We start from the raw sequence: 15,976 nt of genomic DNA on the forward strand, positions 1-15,976 counted from the left end.
TTCTTTTAAAGAAATTCTAGATGTTTTTTATCTGTTGAGAATCAGTGTTTTACGGGATGGGCCTAAACACGGGTCAATAAATGGTTATCATTCTTTACATAACTGCGTGGCATTAAAAGATTGAAGTATAATTTGTGCTTTTAGTCTTTAGAATGTTCTTCTATTATTAAGGATGGAATGATAATTGGCTATGATATTGAATCAATCCTTCCATCGGACTTTGGAGAATCTTACCTATCTGAATACCTGTTTGTCGGGCAGCATCCTGTAGAATCTCTTTGTAACAGTAGGCTATCGATCCGATGAAGTGTACCGGATATTGCTTGTAATCATACTGCATCACATTCCTGCGAAAGAAAGCTATAAAGCTGTTCATAACTAATTGGCGGATAGCCGGTTCTTCCAAATGCTGTGCGATAAAAGGAGAGAGACTGGCCAAAAACGATTGGGAAAGGGCTGGCGATAAACCCGGTCGATGATTTCGGGAGGCGTCAGATCGAACTGCTTCAGAAACTCTTCTTTCAAGGTGGCAGGAAGTTGATTTTTCAGAATATCTCCTACCAGCAGTTTTCCAAGTACGGCACCGCTACCTTCATCTCCCAAAATAAATCCGAGAGGAGAGATGTTACTGACGATCTCTTTTCCATTGTAAAAACAAGAATTGGACCCCGTCCCCAAAATACAGGCGATACCAGCCTTCTGGCCACATAGCCCGTGGGCGGCAGCCAGCATATCCGAATTTGCTTTAATATTTCCGATAACGGGCAGACTGTCTGCAATAGCCCGTCGGAGGACGGGAGCTTTCTCGGGTGTACAACCTGCTCCGTAGAAGTAAACTGCATTGAATTTCCCTTCCGGCAGTTGAGGCAGAAGGGAAGCTGTCAGCTTCTGTTGGATTTCTTCTTCCGACTGGAAGAAAGGGTTGATCCCTTTCGTTCCAAGTCGCTTGATAACTGCGCCGTTCAGTACGACACACCAGTCTGTTTTGGTAGAACCACTGTCTGCAATGAGTATCATATCTTAATGTATATTTTCTTTTTATATAGAATGTAGCCTATTGCCCAGTTGAGAAGGACAAAAAGCAGGGCAAATACAAGCGAGCCTCCTTTATCTCCGAAGACAGGTTGTAGGAGTGCGCTGTAAATATAGCCATGTAAAGAAGTCGCTTCACCTTGGTAGGTCATAGGAATGACTGCCAGCGTAATCGCCAGAATATCTGCCAATACATAAATAAATAGCGGATTTACTCCAAACGATTCGAAGAAACGGCTCCAGTTTTTATAACCTTTAATGTCAATGATCCATACGAGTAATGCTAGAAAACTGGAACCCAGACCGCAGGTTACGAGTACGAAGGAAGGAGACCATACTTTCTTGCAGATAGGGGAACCATAACTCAGTAAGAAACCTGCGAAAGTAAGGATAGTACCTATCAGGAACAAACGTTCCAGCTTCTCATGAATATCTTTCACTTCCATCAATAGCTTTCCGGCACAGAAGCCGATTAGGACGTGGGCGATGGCTGAAATAGTACTAAGCAGTCCTTCCGGATCAAGTATCTGACCGCCATAGATATGAGCTTGTCCTAATACTGCACGGTCGACGATGGAAAGAATATTTGTTTCGTCGTAGACATATCCATTGCCGAGGGCAAGGATTGCAAAATAACTAATGAGAAGTACAGCAATTAAATAAGGTATATATTTATGCTTCATGAGTAAAGCGACTATGGCAGTAACTCCATATCCCAAAGCAAGCCGTTGCATGACTCCGAGAATGCGAATCTGGTCGATAGGGAAGGGATCGTGCTGGAAGCAGAGAATGGAAAGCCAGCTGATGCCAATTCCAATCAGGAAAATGATCACGGTCCGTTTGAGAATTTTTAAACCCGCGGGAACACTGAAGGTGAAATTGTACTTTCTCAAAGAGATGTACGTGGAGATTCCCATAATGAACATAAAGAATGGGAATACCAGATCGGTAGGAGTTAATCCAATCCACTCGGCATGTTTGAGGGGAGCATACGCATGTTGCCAGGAACCGGGCGTATTTACTAAGATCATACCCGCGATGGTGATGCCCCGCATCACATCGAGTGCCAATAGGCGTTTGTTACTTGTTGTTACATTCATGACTGTTACTTTTTAATGTGTTAAGTTATAAGTAATTCAATTTTATCTCTTTTTTCCGAAGGAACTGTCCAGTCGATTGCGGATCATCCATGAAGCAAGGATGCCGGGAATGGTGCATACGCATACCCAGATAAAGAAGTTGGTGTATCCAAGATGTTCCTGTATCCATCCTGCCGGCATTCCCGGAAGCATCATGCCAAGTGCCATAAAACCTGTTCCAATGGCATAATGAGCTGTTTTGTGTTCACCATCTGCAATATAAATCAGATAAAGCATATAGGCAGTAAAGCCGAAGCCATATCCCAGCTGTTCGATGGCTACACAAATGGAGATTAGCAGGAGGTTGTCCGGAGTAGCTGCTGCCATCCAGACATATAAAAGGTCGGGGAGGTTGATAGCCAGCGCCATGGGAATGATCCATTTCTTAAAACCGTCACGGGAAACGAGGAAACCGCTGATGATGCCGCCTATCAGTAGGGCGGCTACGCCGATGGTGCCATAAATGACTCCGACGGATGCGGTTGATAATCCCAATCCGCCTTGTTCGGCACCATCCAATAAGAATGGAGAGGCTATTTTAGCAAGTTGGGATTCTCCCAACCGATAGGTGAGCAGGAAGAAAAACATAAGTCCCAGGTTTTTCTTCTCAAAGAAAGTGACGAATGTCTTAAAGAAATCTTCCAGTAACTTACCCGGTGTTAACCCCGGTCTTTTGACATCTGAAGCAGGGTGGGGGAGAATAAAGCGATGGTATAGTGTCAGTCCGAGGAATAATCCTGCCATCAGATAGAAAGTGATACTCCAGGCCATTGGAACATTGCCATGCGATGTTTCCAACCAGCCTGCCAACATAACCAGGATTCCCTGCCCGAAGATATTGGCGAAACGATAGCAAGTGTTTCTGATGCCTACGAAGAAGGATTGTTCTTTGTTGTTGAGGCCAAGCATATAAAAGCCGTCAGCCGCAATGTCATGCGTGGCAGAACTGAATGCCATCAGCCAAAAGAATGCCAGAGTGAGTTGCACATAGTGTGGAGTCGGGATAAAAAAGGCAATACCGGCGAAACCGGCAGCAATCAAACCCTGCATGGCAATAATCCAGGAACGCTTTGTCTTGACCAGATCTACGAAAGGACTCCATAATGGTTTGATCGTCCAAGGCAGATATAACCAGGAAGTATAAAGCGCTATTTCTGTATTCGACAATCCCAGGCGCTTGTACATGATAACGGCAATTGTCATCACAGCCACATAAGGCAGTCCTTCCGCAAAATAAAGAGTCGGAATCCAGCTCCACGGATTTCGATTGTTTCTTGGTATTATGTTCTTGGCATTTCTTGTTGATATCATGGCATTAGTCTCAGATGTTATTCATATTGTTTTTCAAGTCTGCTTCCGGGATAATAGTGAGCTAAAATATCTTTGTAATAATAACCTCGCTCTCCCATTACTGCCGCACCGATCTGACAAAGTCCTACTCCGTGTCCCCAACCGGCTCCCGTCAGTGTAAAGCGGGTTGGAACATTTCCCTCTTCTCCTTTTTCCTTATCCACAAGGAATGCTGAACTATAAAGATGGGAAGGCGACAATGTACGTCGGATCTCTAATTCTTTTCCGATGGTCAGTGTCCGTAAAGTACCTACTATCTTTAATCGTATCAGGCGTCCGGAAGTTCCTCGCTCTACAGGGATTAAATCTATGATTTCCCCGAAATCAATTCCCGAACGTTGATGGATTAACTCAGCTAGTTCCTGTTGGCTATAACTGATTTTCCAACGGTAGAAATCAGTCGTTTCCTGATCGTAGTTATTAAGAACCTGACTCAGAATCTTTTTATCCTGCGTATTACAGAAAGCATCCGGAGAAGTTCGTATCCATCGGTCCGCTTCTTCTTCCTGCGTCAGATCGGGAAGCTGTATTGCCGGACCTGTTATTTGTTTCTCAGAATCAGAAGCATGGGATTCTGGTATGTAATCTTGTTTACCGGTCAGATAAGGATGCCTCACATTCTCCCAACAATTCTGAAACTCTTCCATTGCACCGCCACAACATTTGGAGAATCGTGCATCGCAAATCTTTCCTTCATACATCAGCACCTCTCCACGGGTAGCTGAAACAGCTTCGATAGCTTGTGGAGTAGAAGCACGGGTAATTCCCTGATAGCGTTGGCAATGATCATCCGCACAAACATCAAAGTGCGTATGCGCTTCATGATCATACCATTTGATAAGTTGAGAGTGGAGAGTGGAATGTGGAGAGTTGGCTGCGCTGTCCGGCTGTATAGTAGCTTTCCATTTTTCATTCTCCACTCTCAATTTATTGATCAGCCAGCTTCTGGAAATGACTGCATGCGCTTTCAGTAGTTCCAAAGAGGCGGTGGCACTCATTTCTGATGAGATGACACTTGTCAGGTAATCTTCTATAGAGATTACATTGATGGCGGTCAGTGTCTCTCCTTCGACAATGATTTTCAAAGCTCCCTGGAAGCGTTGTACTTCTTTGCGTTCCCAATGAAAATTGATGCCGATGGTGACATCCTTTAGCTCAAAGAAGATCCCGGCATTTGGCTGAGGGTAGAATATCAATTCATCGTATTCTTTCCCTGACCAGTATATCTTTTCTTTTTGATAAACAGCCTTTTGTGCCCCTGAAACCTTTGTGCCGTCAGGAGTAGTGAAGCTTTCGGGAAAAGAAAATTCAATTTCTTTTCCCGAAAGGATACCGACTGTAATCTGAGGTTCTTCCATTTCTTCTTTACTAGGATGTTTGATCGGTGAGTGCTTTTAACTGTTCCTGTGACAAACTGACCTCCTTGTAAATCTGAGTGATTTTTTTAGCTGTTATCTTATCCAAATCTTCTTCTCTTACAATGGGGAATACGCCACACATCTCCGCAATAGCCGGGCTTATCAACAAGCCTTTTTTCCCTTGGGCATAATAACATTCCGGCCGATGTTTAGAACGTAGGAAAATAATACAGTTCCACTGTTTTATTTCATCGCCTCCAGTGCGGTTTACTGTTTCGAGTCCATACCAGGCAATCACATTGATTAAAGGTTCTTTGTCATGATAAATAGAAACTATCTTATCGTAAAGATACTCAAACATTTCAATGATCCCTCTTCTGTTTGGAGATGAAATGCCAATGCTCGTGGTGAACCCGTTTTCTAGATGACTATGTACGCTATCTTCAGAACTAAGCATGTCCGATATGAAAGTCATCCCAAAAGGATTGGCAATCTTTTCCTCTTTTCCTGCTGCCTGAAAGTGCATATGGTCAGGGGCGGAAGCTCCGCATTCCGGTCCGTTATATAAGATGAGGAACTCGTTCATGTTTTCGGCAAGGAAAAGCATATCCTCAAAACGGTTTTTGATGGTTTGCGGGGTATGTTCCTCTTCAATTATGGTCAGATGCCGGCGGAAAATCGGATAGGGATTGAGGCATACCTCATAATGTCCGAGTGACAAAGACGTTTGTTCTGCCGGGCGATTGTCATTGCACAGAAAACAAGGTCTTTCTTGTATGGACTGAGAGTCGGTCTGGGCCATTGTAGAGATTGCCCGTTGTGGATTTGGGAAGAATCTGACTCTCTTGGTGTCCCCTCCTAGTTTGAGTTCCAGCGTCTTTTCTTTTTTAAGATTCTGTTCTAATTCCTTATAATTCTTTTTTGCCAGCTTCCAGTCTTTTTTCTGTTTTTCTATCATCTCGTTGACGAGACGCTGAAAACTTTCATCGATGCTGTGCATCCGGATTCTTGCCTGTAACTCCCAGGTTCGGATACTGTCTTTGTAGAAATTGTTCCGGTTAATTTTTTCGATATCTAATGCTGCGTCAGAGTTGCCTTCCCAACGGCGGCAAAGATAGATTACATCATAAATACGACCGATCGTATATTCACGAGAAATACTCAGACCTATGGCATAATCTTCTCCATAACTGGTATTGGGGAATTTGATCTTGCGAAGGATGGGAGTGTAGAAGGCCCGTGGGGCACCCAACCCATTGATACGTAAAGCATTGTTGGGACCGTCCTCTACTGTCCACTCTTTATGGTCAATGACACCGGGAGCTATCTCGTTCATCTGAAAATCCGTCATTAGGTAAGTCCCTATCACCATTGCACAGTTCTGCTGATAGAAGGTATCGACGATTTTCTGTAAGGTATGCTCATCCTTATACAGGTCATCGCTATCCAGTTGCACGGCAAATTTACCGCATTTCTCATGGTGTACTCCTACATTCCAGCAACCTCCTATACCGAGATCATTCTCCTGGGGAATGATATGTATTAGTCTATTGTCCGCACTAAATTCCTGGAGGGCTTCGGTGGTACCGTCCGTTGAGTGATTGTCGATCACAATCACATTAAAGGGAAAAGTCGTTTGCTGGCTCAAAGCAGAATTTACGGCGTCACGAATGGTCCGGATACGATTACGGACAGGTATGATGACAGATGCTTCAAACTCAAAAGCTTCTCTGTCCAGGTTTACTGTTCGGGAAGAAGGTCTTACATAGGCATTGATTTCTTTCAGATGCTTGATACAAACTTTCTCCATTTCGATCTGTACTTCCCGATTTTTAGGATTTACGTAGTCGAATTGTTTTTCTCCGCTTTTCCGGGTATCTGTTTCTATTTCTGTGTAAAGGAACTCATTGATATGGATGATTTGAAATAGATTACCTAGCATCAGACGCATTTCATAAAATGCAGCATATTGGAAAACTGTTTCCTCCAGAATACTTGAAGCAAGGGTGAAAATTTCGGAATTGAATAAAAGCACCGAACCGAAATCAAAATCATCCCGGAGGCTTCCTTGTTGATAATCAATAACGGGAGCTTGTTTGAGAACTCCGTCAACCAGTTGGTAATGATCTGCGTATACCATTGCATTTTCTGAGGAACTCTGTATAATCTGTGTCATGCGTTCCAGTGCGTACAATCCTAGTTTTAGCGGGGTCTGTTTCGTGTAAAGCAAAAGATAGCTGGCATCATCTGCGTTGTCAGCAATTGTTTTAATCGTACTTGTAGAGTAGAGACCGTTAATGAGGAGACATTCACACCCCGGTAAGCACTCTTTGTTGGTATCAGCGCTTAGCAGGTAGATTTTGTTCACTAATTCTGAAGCTTGCAATTCTTTTACAGTTTGTATCGTATCTTTCGGATTGCCAAAAGGTATGAAGCAATTGATTTTCTTTTTCATTTTAATGTTTTTTTATTAAAGAGCTGTTGATAGGGGCTGCTGACGATTTCCTTTTGATGAGCAGGCAAAGCCCCAGAAAAGTAAACGCGGCATTCAATATCAGTAACTCGTAGCTAATTTGATATCCATCGAACCAGGCTTCCGAATTTCTTTGCAATACGTAGCAAAGTGCAGGAGAAAGAATGGCTACTAACGGAATATATGGATCATAAACTTGTTTTTTAGTAAAAATGCCGAAAGCGAATAGTCCGAGAATTGGACCATACGTATAGCTGGCCAGCGTATAAATCGCATCAATCACACTTGTATTATTCAGCAAATTGAATACGAAGATGACGATTCCCATCACGAACGCCATCCCGATGTGCACGTGTTTCCGTATTTTGCAGAGTGCCGCTTCGTCTTTCTTGTGCGCATTCAGAATATCTACGGTGAAAGAAGTCGTCAGGGCTGTCAAGGCCGATCCGGCAGCGGAGTACGCCGAAGCTATCAATCCGATAATGAACAGGATACCGACTATTCCCGGAAAGTAATTGCCTGTGGCGATCATTGGGAACAATTCATCGCTCTTGCCGGGATTCTCGATTCCCTGTCGGGCGGTGAAAGTATAGAGCAATACACCCAGCATCAGGAAGAGCAGGATCACGAAGAACTGTGAAATCCCGCTTGTAATCATATTCTTCTGTGAGTCACGGAAGTTCTTGCAACTGAGATTCCGTTGCATCATATCCTGATCCAGCCCGTTCATGGCGATAACGGTAAAGACTCCTGCCAGGAATTGCTTGAAGAAATATCGCTTGTCGTTGACATCGTCAAAAAAGAACATTTTGGAGAGATCGTTGTCTGAAATCGTTGAGACCAATCCGCTGAAATTCAGATGCAGGCTGGAAGCTATATAGTAGATACAAAGTACGACGGAGACTACCAGACAGAATGTTTTCAGTACATCAGTCCATATCAATGATTTCACTCCTCCCCGGAAAGTATAGAGCCAGACAATGAGTACTGTCAGTATGACATTGATTATAAAGGGAATATGGAAAGGCTCGAAGATGAGTAATTGCAAGGTCAGACATACTAAAAAGAGCCGCACGGCAGCTCCGAGCATTTTGGAAATAAAGAAAAACCAGGCTCCTGTCTTATAGGAAGAAGCTCCGAAGCGATTTTCAAGATATTCATAGATAGAAACCAGATTCATCCGGTAGAAAAGCGGAACGAGTACGAATGCGATAATGAACTGTCCGACGATAAACCCCAGTACCATCTGCAGGTAGGAGAAGCCGCTGGCTTGTACCATACCCGGTACGGATACAAACGTAACTCCGGAGATAGTGGAACCAATCATGGCAAAGGCGACAATATACCATGCCGATTTGCGGTTGCCGACGAAGAAGCCTTCGTTATCTGCTTTATGTCCTGCTATATAGGAGATAGCGAAAAGGATCATAAAGTATGCTATGATAGTAATAGATAAGATAATTGGACTCATATCTGTTGCTTAAAATTCGTTCGCGGGTGAATATATTCAAATATGCTTTTCCTACAAATTGTACAAATGTAGGGAATTTATCAAATAAATGCATCCTTCTTATGAGTTTTTTATTCCGGGTGTGCCACCTGTATCATTTCTCGATGAGTGCCAGTTTTTGTTGAGAGAAGGAAGTTCAGGAGATATCTTCTCTAATGAAATGCCTGTAGTGACTGAAGTGTCGTGCATCCAGTCTATGAAACGGCAGGTATCAATCGTGCGGGGATGTTCTTCATCAGTTGCCAAGGCAAGGTAACCTCCGTCGTTGCTCAGTTGCGGAAATTTGGATATTTCGGTTATACTTTTGCCGTCAACCTTATGCTTTCTGATCAGTGTAGTTGCGGAGTGAGTAAAACAAATATATCCTTTGCCGGGAATAACAAGGTTTGTATTTTCATCTTCCTGTTTGAGTATTGTGGTACTGAATATTTCTCCCGTTGCTCTCATTTTAAACAGACGCAGAGACTTTACAGTGATATCCTGATCAACAGGATTATAGAATTCGATGTATTCGGCACCGTCTTTGTCATTGTCATACATCACTTCGTTGAATAGTAACATATTTCTCACATTGTCAGGATATTCCGGCGATTCCGGTGTGTCAGGCTTGTCCGGTTCATCCGGAACGTCCGGTATGTCGTCTGGTTCAGTACTTGTTATCACATCATCAGACAACTGTATATGATGGAAAGTGAAACCGTCACAGCGGCTTTTTGTATAAACGCAGTATATGCCGCAGCAGATTGACTTTGTGATACTTGCGTCTTTTATTTGTTTCTCCTTCGTATATTCGGTTTCCGATTCCATGCGTGTCCAGAAAGTCCAGTAGCCGTTGGCGTCGCATTCTACTTTGATAAATAATTTCGGAGAATTATTTCCTTTCATGAGTTCTCTTCCCGAAGCCAGTAATTTGGATTGATTCCCATTTTGCCGGTAAAGTGCTACATTGTCTTTTGTTCCTCCTATCTGAATGTAATAGCCGTTCAGATCTCCGGAAAGTATTTCCGATGAAGAGGCTAAATAGAAACGGGCGTAATTATTGGCGGAAGGATTAAAGGTGAGCCGTACCCCGAATTCCCATCGGGTGCTTCTTACAGAAGAAGAGGGGATCGTGACATATGCTGTTCCTGCATCTTCCTGCGGATCATTCAAGTGTACGCCTTCTTTGGTATTAATCGTGAATTTCTCGGTTTCTCCTGTCCAGGGAAGTTCTGATGTTGAACTGTCTGGTTCAAGGCTCTCTTTTTCATCCTCAGGCGGAAGCGCACAACTGTATAATAATATAATGAGGATACTCAGAAATGTACATGCCTTGCAAATTTTCATACGGCTTTAAATTAGTGTTGTTATCTACCGTATTTGTTTGTGTTCAACGCAGAGGCAATTGCGGATCGGATAATGTTCATGCTTGCAAAGGTACAGTTTCTTGTTGAATAAATGCGAAAGGTTCTTTATTGTTTTCTGTGAATGTTAGAAATAAAAGATACGGATTATACGGATTAACACGATAGCTTTATGCTTTCACAACGCTAAAACCGTGTTAATCTGTGTAATCCGTGCCTAAAAGTTATTATTCCTGCTATTACTCAAAGCGCGGCATCACATACTTGTCCGTATAAGAAGTGAAACTGATGCCGGGCATATAATGAGTATTCGAATTATTTTCCAGCTTCTTTATCAGTGAATAATCATCCGCGTTCAAAGCATAGTAATTATCGGAAGACGGACTCGTCACCCGTACCGTCCAGTCGAACATATTTCCAATGATGGTCAGCGCGTCCGTTTCGGGATTGAATGCAGGAACTCCTGTTTTCACCACATCATACGTGCGGCTTTTCAGCACATATAAAGCATTGTTGATATCTGTCAGGAAAGCAAGCGTCTTTTTATTTCTGAATTCCGTCAGATAAAGGTGCTCTAATGTTAATCCTTCCGGCAAAGTGATAGCACGAACGTAGGGACGCCCTTTCACCTGTTTCAGATGGAACAGACGACGGTCGGCATCCAACAGAAGGTATCCTTCGTCATACTCCTTCTTCACCGTCGGGTTTCCTGCGATCTCAATGGCCGGAAAGCGGAAATCCTTCTTGGTCATAGCTTCTGTAAACAAGAGGCTTTTTTCTGCATTCACGCTATTGGAAGCCATATCGATAAACTCAATGCCTTGCGAAGTAATGCGGAAAACATCATCCGGCATCTTCAGGTCTACACGCCCGGACATCGACTCCAACAGAGGATAAAGACCGATGGAAGGAGCGTTGATATCCGTAGGTACGCTGCGGAAATTGAAATTCTCCGTCTGCACGATCTTCGGAGTGACAGCTATCCCGTTAATCGTATCCGGAAAACGTTCGTCGGACATCAACTGGCGGAAATAAAACATAGGCAGAATACTGTCGAAAGCTGCTTCGGAATAAATGTTTCCGGCAGCGTCGCGACGTACGGTTCCTTTTCCCTCTTCCTGTCCCATCAAGGCGAAATCGCCGATCACGAAACTATATAGAGTGAAAGGAGTCTTCTCCGGCTTTACGACAAAGAAGTTGTAACACCAAGGCAACTGCCAGAGAAGCAGGAAGGCGATGGTGACATATAATAGTAGGGTACTGAAACGTTTCATCTTTATTTAATTCTTCATTTTTAGTTCTTCATTCTTCATTATCCTAGTCCTGCTTTCCCGCTTTGAACCGTACGATGGAGAGCCAGGAGAAAGACGCGGTCAGCAACGTATAGACCAGCAGATACGGGAGGAATTTGTTATAAGCTTCCGGCGTGGGCGACAGGAAGAAGATTCGCAGTAACAATACGGCGATAATGAGATTGATGATTCTGCGTTTCCATGCCGGTTCGAGGCAGATCCATGCGATGAGCAGGTAGCCGGAAATACCGGCAAGATACCACGTGAGGGCGGTCAGCAGTATATGATTCTTCAGTTCGTGAGCCAGTACTCCGCTCAGATAGACCTCCATCAGAAGGAAGTTGGAAGCGAAGCAGACAAGCAACAGTACCAAACCGGAGAACAACATATTGCCGGTCATTTTCAGTTCGGGATAGGGCAGGTGCAAAGTCAGTTTCAGACATTTGCGCTGCATCTCGGGAACAAACTGCACGATGGCCATCAGCACTCCGGCAATCAGGGGGATGTATTGTAACATATCGATGAATATGGCATCCCGCTGCATCATGACTTCCCATACATGCGCGGCGCCTTTCATTTCTATCACCCGGTTGATGCGAAGCATACAGTAGCCTGTAAAACCGAGTGTGGTGACTACGGCAAGCAGAAAATACCACCGTGTCTTGATCCATTCTTTATAAAATATAGCGTACATGAGACTTCTAATTTACTTTTTAATCTTTAATTATTTTATTGAATCAGTATTTGCCGGTCAGACCGATGAAGGCATCTTCCAGATTCACATGTTCGCTATGCAGGTCCGTATAGGGTACTGACATGGATTTCAGTTTTGCTTCCGCCTCTGTGGGGGGGAGGAAGGAGAATGTTTCCAGTGTATTCCGCATCACGGAAGGATGATAGAAATCATCGGATGCGGGCAGTTCGTAACCTTCGGGAACAGTACAGGTATAGCGGCGTCCTTCTTTCAGTAATTCGTCAATTGGCTTCTGAATCAGTATCTTTCCGTAGTCCATTATGATACAGTCGTCTACCAGTCGTTCCATATCCTGAATGATATGCGAAGTCAGAAAGACAGTCTTGCCTTCGGAACGTGCATAATCGCGGAGATAGTCTACAAACAGGCGGCGATAACCGGGGTCGAGACCGAGGGAGAAGTCGTCTAATACAAGAAGCTCGGGATTCTGTGCCAGAATCAGTCCGAGTGCTACTTGTGAACGTTGTCCGCAAGACATACGGGAGATGCGCTGTCCGGTAGCTACTTTCAGTTTGTTCATCAGTTCATAATAAGCCTCTTTTTTCCATTGATTGGGGTAAAAGGCTGCGTAGAACTTCTCAATCTGGGTGATGGTCATGAATTGATACTGTACGTGCCCTTCTATCAGCAGCCCGATGTTGCGGCGCAATGCCGGAGCCATCGTCTGTATCTCTTGTCCGAAGATACGGCATTCTCCGGAACGTGGTTTCAGATATCCGCTCAGGATGTTGATGGTTGTGGTCTTGCCCGTACCATTCTTGCCCAGTAGTCCGAGGATGCGGCCTTTGGGGACTGTGAAACTAAGATTTTCGTAAATCAACCGTTTGCCGTAGTAGTGCGTCAGGTTGTTACATTCTATGATTTGTTCCATTTTATTTTATCAGTTATTCTGTTCAAAAGAAGAGAAGAAAAAGGATGGGAATCACGATTCCGACAATCATTTCTATTCCTCCTCTGCCGATAATACCTTTGCTGCCTTTCAGCATGATGACTCCGGAAAGGGTGATAATGATGAGGCCGACTGCGAAAATATCCGCAAAGTAAGTCCACCATTGTCCGGGGTTGTAGTGCAGGCGTGCCATTGCTCCGATGAGCGGGCGGCGGGTGACAGATTCGTAGACTGCCTCTCCCGTACGGACGTTTACCTGCAAGTTGGACCCGCCTTTCAAGAATACTTTCATGATGTCCGTTTTCGGGAAATAGTGCTTGGTATAGTTACCTTCCTCTCCCAATGGTTGCAGCAGAGTCAGTACATTTTCCCTTTTCATTCCCTCTTTGCCCGGCAGTTTTTCGGCAATCTTATATTCTTTCCGTTCGATGGAGAAGTTCGGGTTGATGGTGTCACGGTGATTCATCACAATGCCGGAAATGGCATAAATCAAGACCATTCCGGCAAAGAAAAAGGATAAATCACGGTGTATCAGCCTGCTCCATTTACGGATGCTGCTACTCCACTTCATACGAATTAGCTTCCATGAAATAGAAAGACAGATACTCTTTGCCGCTGCTTGCTTTTCGGTCGGCTATCTTCGCGCGGAAGTCGGCGATACGGGCTTCGGGCGTGTTGGCTGTCTCGCCGCGTGCTTTCTTCTCTGTGTCACAGCCGGCTTCACCGGTTCCGTGTTTTTCGGCAGCTTGCGCTTTGAGTTGTGCTTCCCAGTTTTGGAGGTAGGCTTCGTCAATGCGTTGTTCTTTTAGTGTTCCGGTGACGCGGACGATGGAGTTCACACATTTCGGGTCGAATGCTCCCAGTGTGCCGGCTTCTACGCGGATCACTTGTGTGTCGTCACTGCCCATCAGGAAGATTTTCTTGGCGCCATGCTTGCAGGTATGTGTGCAAACGCCTTCGATGGTTACTTCTTTTCCTGCAAGGTTTTCTGCATTTGCAAGAAGAGAGTCAATTTCTAAAGCAGACGAAGTGGTCTGTTCTGTTGTTGTGTCCGAGGAACTTTTCTGCTGTTTGTTTCCACAAGAGGTTCCGATAACGGCAACCGCCAGTAGAGCGATTGCGATGCTTAGCTTTTTTGTTTTCATTGTTACTTTTTGTTTTTATGTAGTTTATATTCTTTTTTATGAACTTGCAAATGGCTTTTAGTTCTGGTTCTTTACACAACGAACTGTTTGACCGCTAAGTACACTGATATAACTCAGAGACAATCTGCCTTCCGGATACTTCGCCATTGAGAATGTGCTCATTAGTCCGAAGAACTGAATATTGGTCAGGTCGCCGGTGCTTGTACTATAAATAGGCTTATATGCAGTTGAAGTCATGTAATAACTCATACTGGGTTTTCCAAACCATTCGGTTACCGTACTGTTGCTGCTGGTTATTGCCGTTGCCTGATATTTGGGGACGGTTGAATAATCGGTTGACATACGTACTCCCGAGAATTGATAATTAAATTTAGCCTCGTTGAGTGTCGGGATTTTACCACCGTCATATGCTGTGTCATAGAAAAGAGCGTCTTTTCCGTTTTCCAGACTATTGCCGTCCGCATCTTTGGTCGAATTACCTACAAGGCTGAAATATTCGGCGCGAGTCGGGATGTGCCATCCCTTCGGACAGATGCCCTGTGCTCCTTCAAAGTCGTAGCAGTTTTCCGGAGTAACTGCTTTGCCGCTAAGTGCGGCATGAATGTCGTAGAGATAACCGTACTGCTTGATAGAGGCTTCGTCCTGCAATGCTTTAGCGGTAAGTGTACCGTCAACTGTAACCAATTCGTACGGATACCAGATGTGAGAATCTGCAGCCGGATCACTTGACGGAGTATATCCATCCGGTACATAGCGTAATGGTTCCGCCATCCATGTTGTTCCGTTGGAGAGAGTTACCGTATTGTAGGTAATGCCGTCGTAGATGAAATATCCGTCATGCTCTTCAAAAGGAACTTCCGAATCATCTCCCTTGATCTCTCCCTCGTCTGTCCAGTTCTCGATTTCACCACTGAGTGTAACGATGATATTATCGGGTAATACACGTATATTGACACTGTATTGTCCGCCTTGAACTAAATCTGTGGATACGAGCTTTTGCATCAATGTATTGTTATCTGAAGTTGTTACTGCAAGAGTGAACGCAGCCGTCTGTGGGACTACAATGGCACGAAAAGTCGTATTCTTCGTCACTTGTTGTGCTGTGATGTCTGTTGCGGCGGCGCTCTCGCTTACGGTTGTCTTCATGGTTGCCCAATCGATATTGGCAGTAGGAACAGAACCTTTGAGCACTATAGATGAAATATCCAAATTCGTTTCGTTTGTCACATTAATAACCAGTTTGGTCAGCATGTGCTTGAAGATCATGCTGATGGAGTTCACCGAAGGAAGTACGTCGGATTTGCTTGCCGCCATAAAGTCGGAGATTCCGTAGTTGGTGGTCTGGTCGGCATGCACGGTGAATGAAGTCGGTACACCGGCTGCGCTGTAAGGATAGTAAGCCACGAATGAAGACTTGTCTGCTCCTTCGGGATACCATTTCAGACTTCCGGCGAAAGCTCCGTCATTGAAAGTCATAAGCTCGTTGGTGGCATATACGGTGCCGTCTTCTTTAGTGACTCTCAATCCGATCTGATCCTGATCTTCGAAATTAACCTCTGTGGCACGTGTGATAATAGGAGTGATGGTCACCCGGTCCACAGATGCTACTCCCTCGTTTTCCTCCTGCTGGCAAGATGCCAGAAATGCTGCTGCCAGCACAAATAATATCCCCTTTTTCATCATTTGATAGT

At 44.3% G+C, this 15,976-nt stretch carries 12 protein-coding genes and 1 pseudogene; all 13 read right to left on the reverse strand.

Going from position 1 to position 15,976, the window contains the following annotated elements; translation table 11 throughout:
• Window positions 1-166: 166 nt before the first annotated feature.
• The 13 genes and pseudogenes from HMPREF9007_RS07635 to HMPREF9007_RS07575 all read right to left on the reverse strand — a co-directional run bounded on the left by HMPREF9007_RS07635 (window position 167) and on the right by HMPREF9007_RS07575 (window position 15,968).
• A pseudogene (locus HMPREF9007_RS07635) lies at window positions 167-1,017 on the reverse strand (ATPase).
• The gene (locus tag HMPREF9007_RS07630) at window positions 1,014-2,132 is read right to left on the reverse strand and encodes a heparan-alpha-glucosaminide N-acetyltransferase domain-containing protein (protein WP_008762566.1); all 1,119 of its coding nucleotides are present in this window, start codon (window positions 2,130-2,132) and stop codon (window positions 1,014-1,016) included. The pseudogene HMPREF9007_RS07635 and the gene HMPREF9007_RS07630 overlap by 4 nt, the downstream one beginning before the upstream one ends.
• Before the next feature lie 42 nt (window positions 2,133-2,174).
• Window positions 2,175-3,482: an AmpG family muropeptide MFS transporter gene (locus tag HMPREF9007_RS07625; protein ID WP_008762567.1), complete on the reverse strand. Its 1,308-nt coding sequence runs from the start codon at window positions 3,480-3,482 to the stop codon at window positions 2,175-2,177.
• A 17-nt stretch (window positions 3,483-3,499) separates the two neighbouring features.
• Window positions 3,500-4,879: a SpoIID/LytB domain-containing protein gene (locus tag HMPREF9007_RS07620; RefSeq protein WP_008762568.1), complete on the reverse strand. Its 1,380-nt coding sequence runs from the start codon at window positions 4,877-4,879 to the stop codon at window positions 3,500-3,502.
• A gap of 10 nt (window positions 4,880-4,889) precedes the next feature.
• Window positions 4,890-7,334: a DUF4922 domain-containing protein gene (locus HMPREF9007_RS07615; protein ID WP_008762569.1), complete on the reverse strand. Its 2,445-nt coding sequence runs from the start codon at window positions 7,332-7,334 to the stop codon at window positions 4,890-4,892.
• A 1-nt stretch (window position 7,335) separates the two neighbouring features.
• Entirely contained in the window at window positions 7,336-8,823 is a 1,488-nt protein-coding gene (locus HMPREF9007_RS07610) for a sodium:solute symporter (RefSeq protein ID WP_008762570.1), read from the reverse strand.
• A gap of 99 nt (window positions 8,824-8,922) precedes the next feature.
• Complete coding sequence (locus HMPREF9007_RS07605) at window positions 8,923-10,188, reverse strand: hypothetical protein (protein WP_008762571.1); 1,266 nt, start codon at window positions 10,186-10,188, stop codon at window positions 8,923-8,925.
• A gap of 256 nt (window positions 10,189-10,444) precedes the next feature.
• Complete coding sequence (locus HMPREF9007_RS07600; RefSeq protein ID WP_008762572.1) at window positions 10,445-11,479, reverse strand: DUF4857 domain-containing protein; 1,035 nt, start codon at window positions 11,477-11,479, stop codon at window positions 10,445-10,447.
• A 43-nt stretch (window positions 11,480-11,522) separates the two neighbouring features.
• Window positions 11,523-12,191: a hypothetical protein gene (locus tag HMPREF9007_RS07595; protein WP_008762573.1), complete on the reverse strand. Its 669-nt coding sequence runs from the start codon at window positions 12,189-12,191 to the stop codon at window positions 11,523-11,525.
• Window positions 12,192-12,234: 43 nt separating this feature from the next.
• On the reverse strand, window positions 12,235-13,122 hold the full coding sequence (locus tag HMPREF9007_RS07590) for an ABC transporter ATP-binding protein (protein ID WP_008762574.1): 888 nt from the start codon (window positions 13,120-13,122) through the stop codon (window positions 12,235-12,237).
• A 22-nt stretch (window positions 13,123-13,144) separates the two neighbouring features.
• On the reverse strand, window positions 13,145-13,711 hold the full coding sequence (locus tag HMPREF9007_RS07585; RefSeq protein ID WP_008762575.1) for a PepSY-associated TM helix domain-containing protein: 567 nt from the start codon (window positions 13,709-13,711) through the stop codon (window positions 13,145-13,147).
• Window positions 13,698-14,285 carry a hypothetical protein gene (locus HMPREF9007_RS07580; RefSeq protein WP_008762576.1) on the reverse strand — a complete coding sequence of 196 codons (588 nt, stop codon included), beginning with the start codon at window positions 14,283-14,285 and terminating at the stop codon, window positions 13,698-13,700. The genes HMPREF9007_RS07585 and HMPREF9007_RS07580 overlap by 14 nt, the downstream gene beginning before the upstream one ends.
• Before the next feature lie 57 nt (window positions 14,286-14,342).
• Window positions 14,343-15,968, reverse strand: a complete 1,626-nt coding sequence (locus HMPREF9007_RS07575; protein WP_128567870.1) for a fimbrillin family protein — start codon at window positions 15,966-15,968, stop codon at window positions 14,343-14,345.
• Window positions 15,969-15,976: the final 8 nt, after the last annotated feature.

This window comes from Bacteroides sp. 1_1_14 (genome assembly GCF_000162515.1).
GTDB lineage: Bacteria > Bacteroidota > Bacteroidia > Bacteroidales > Bacteroidaceae > Bacteroides > Bacteroides thetaiotaomicron.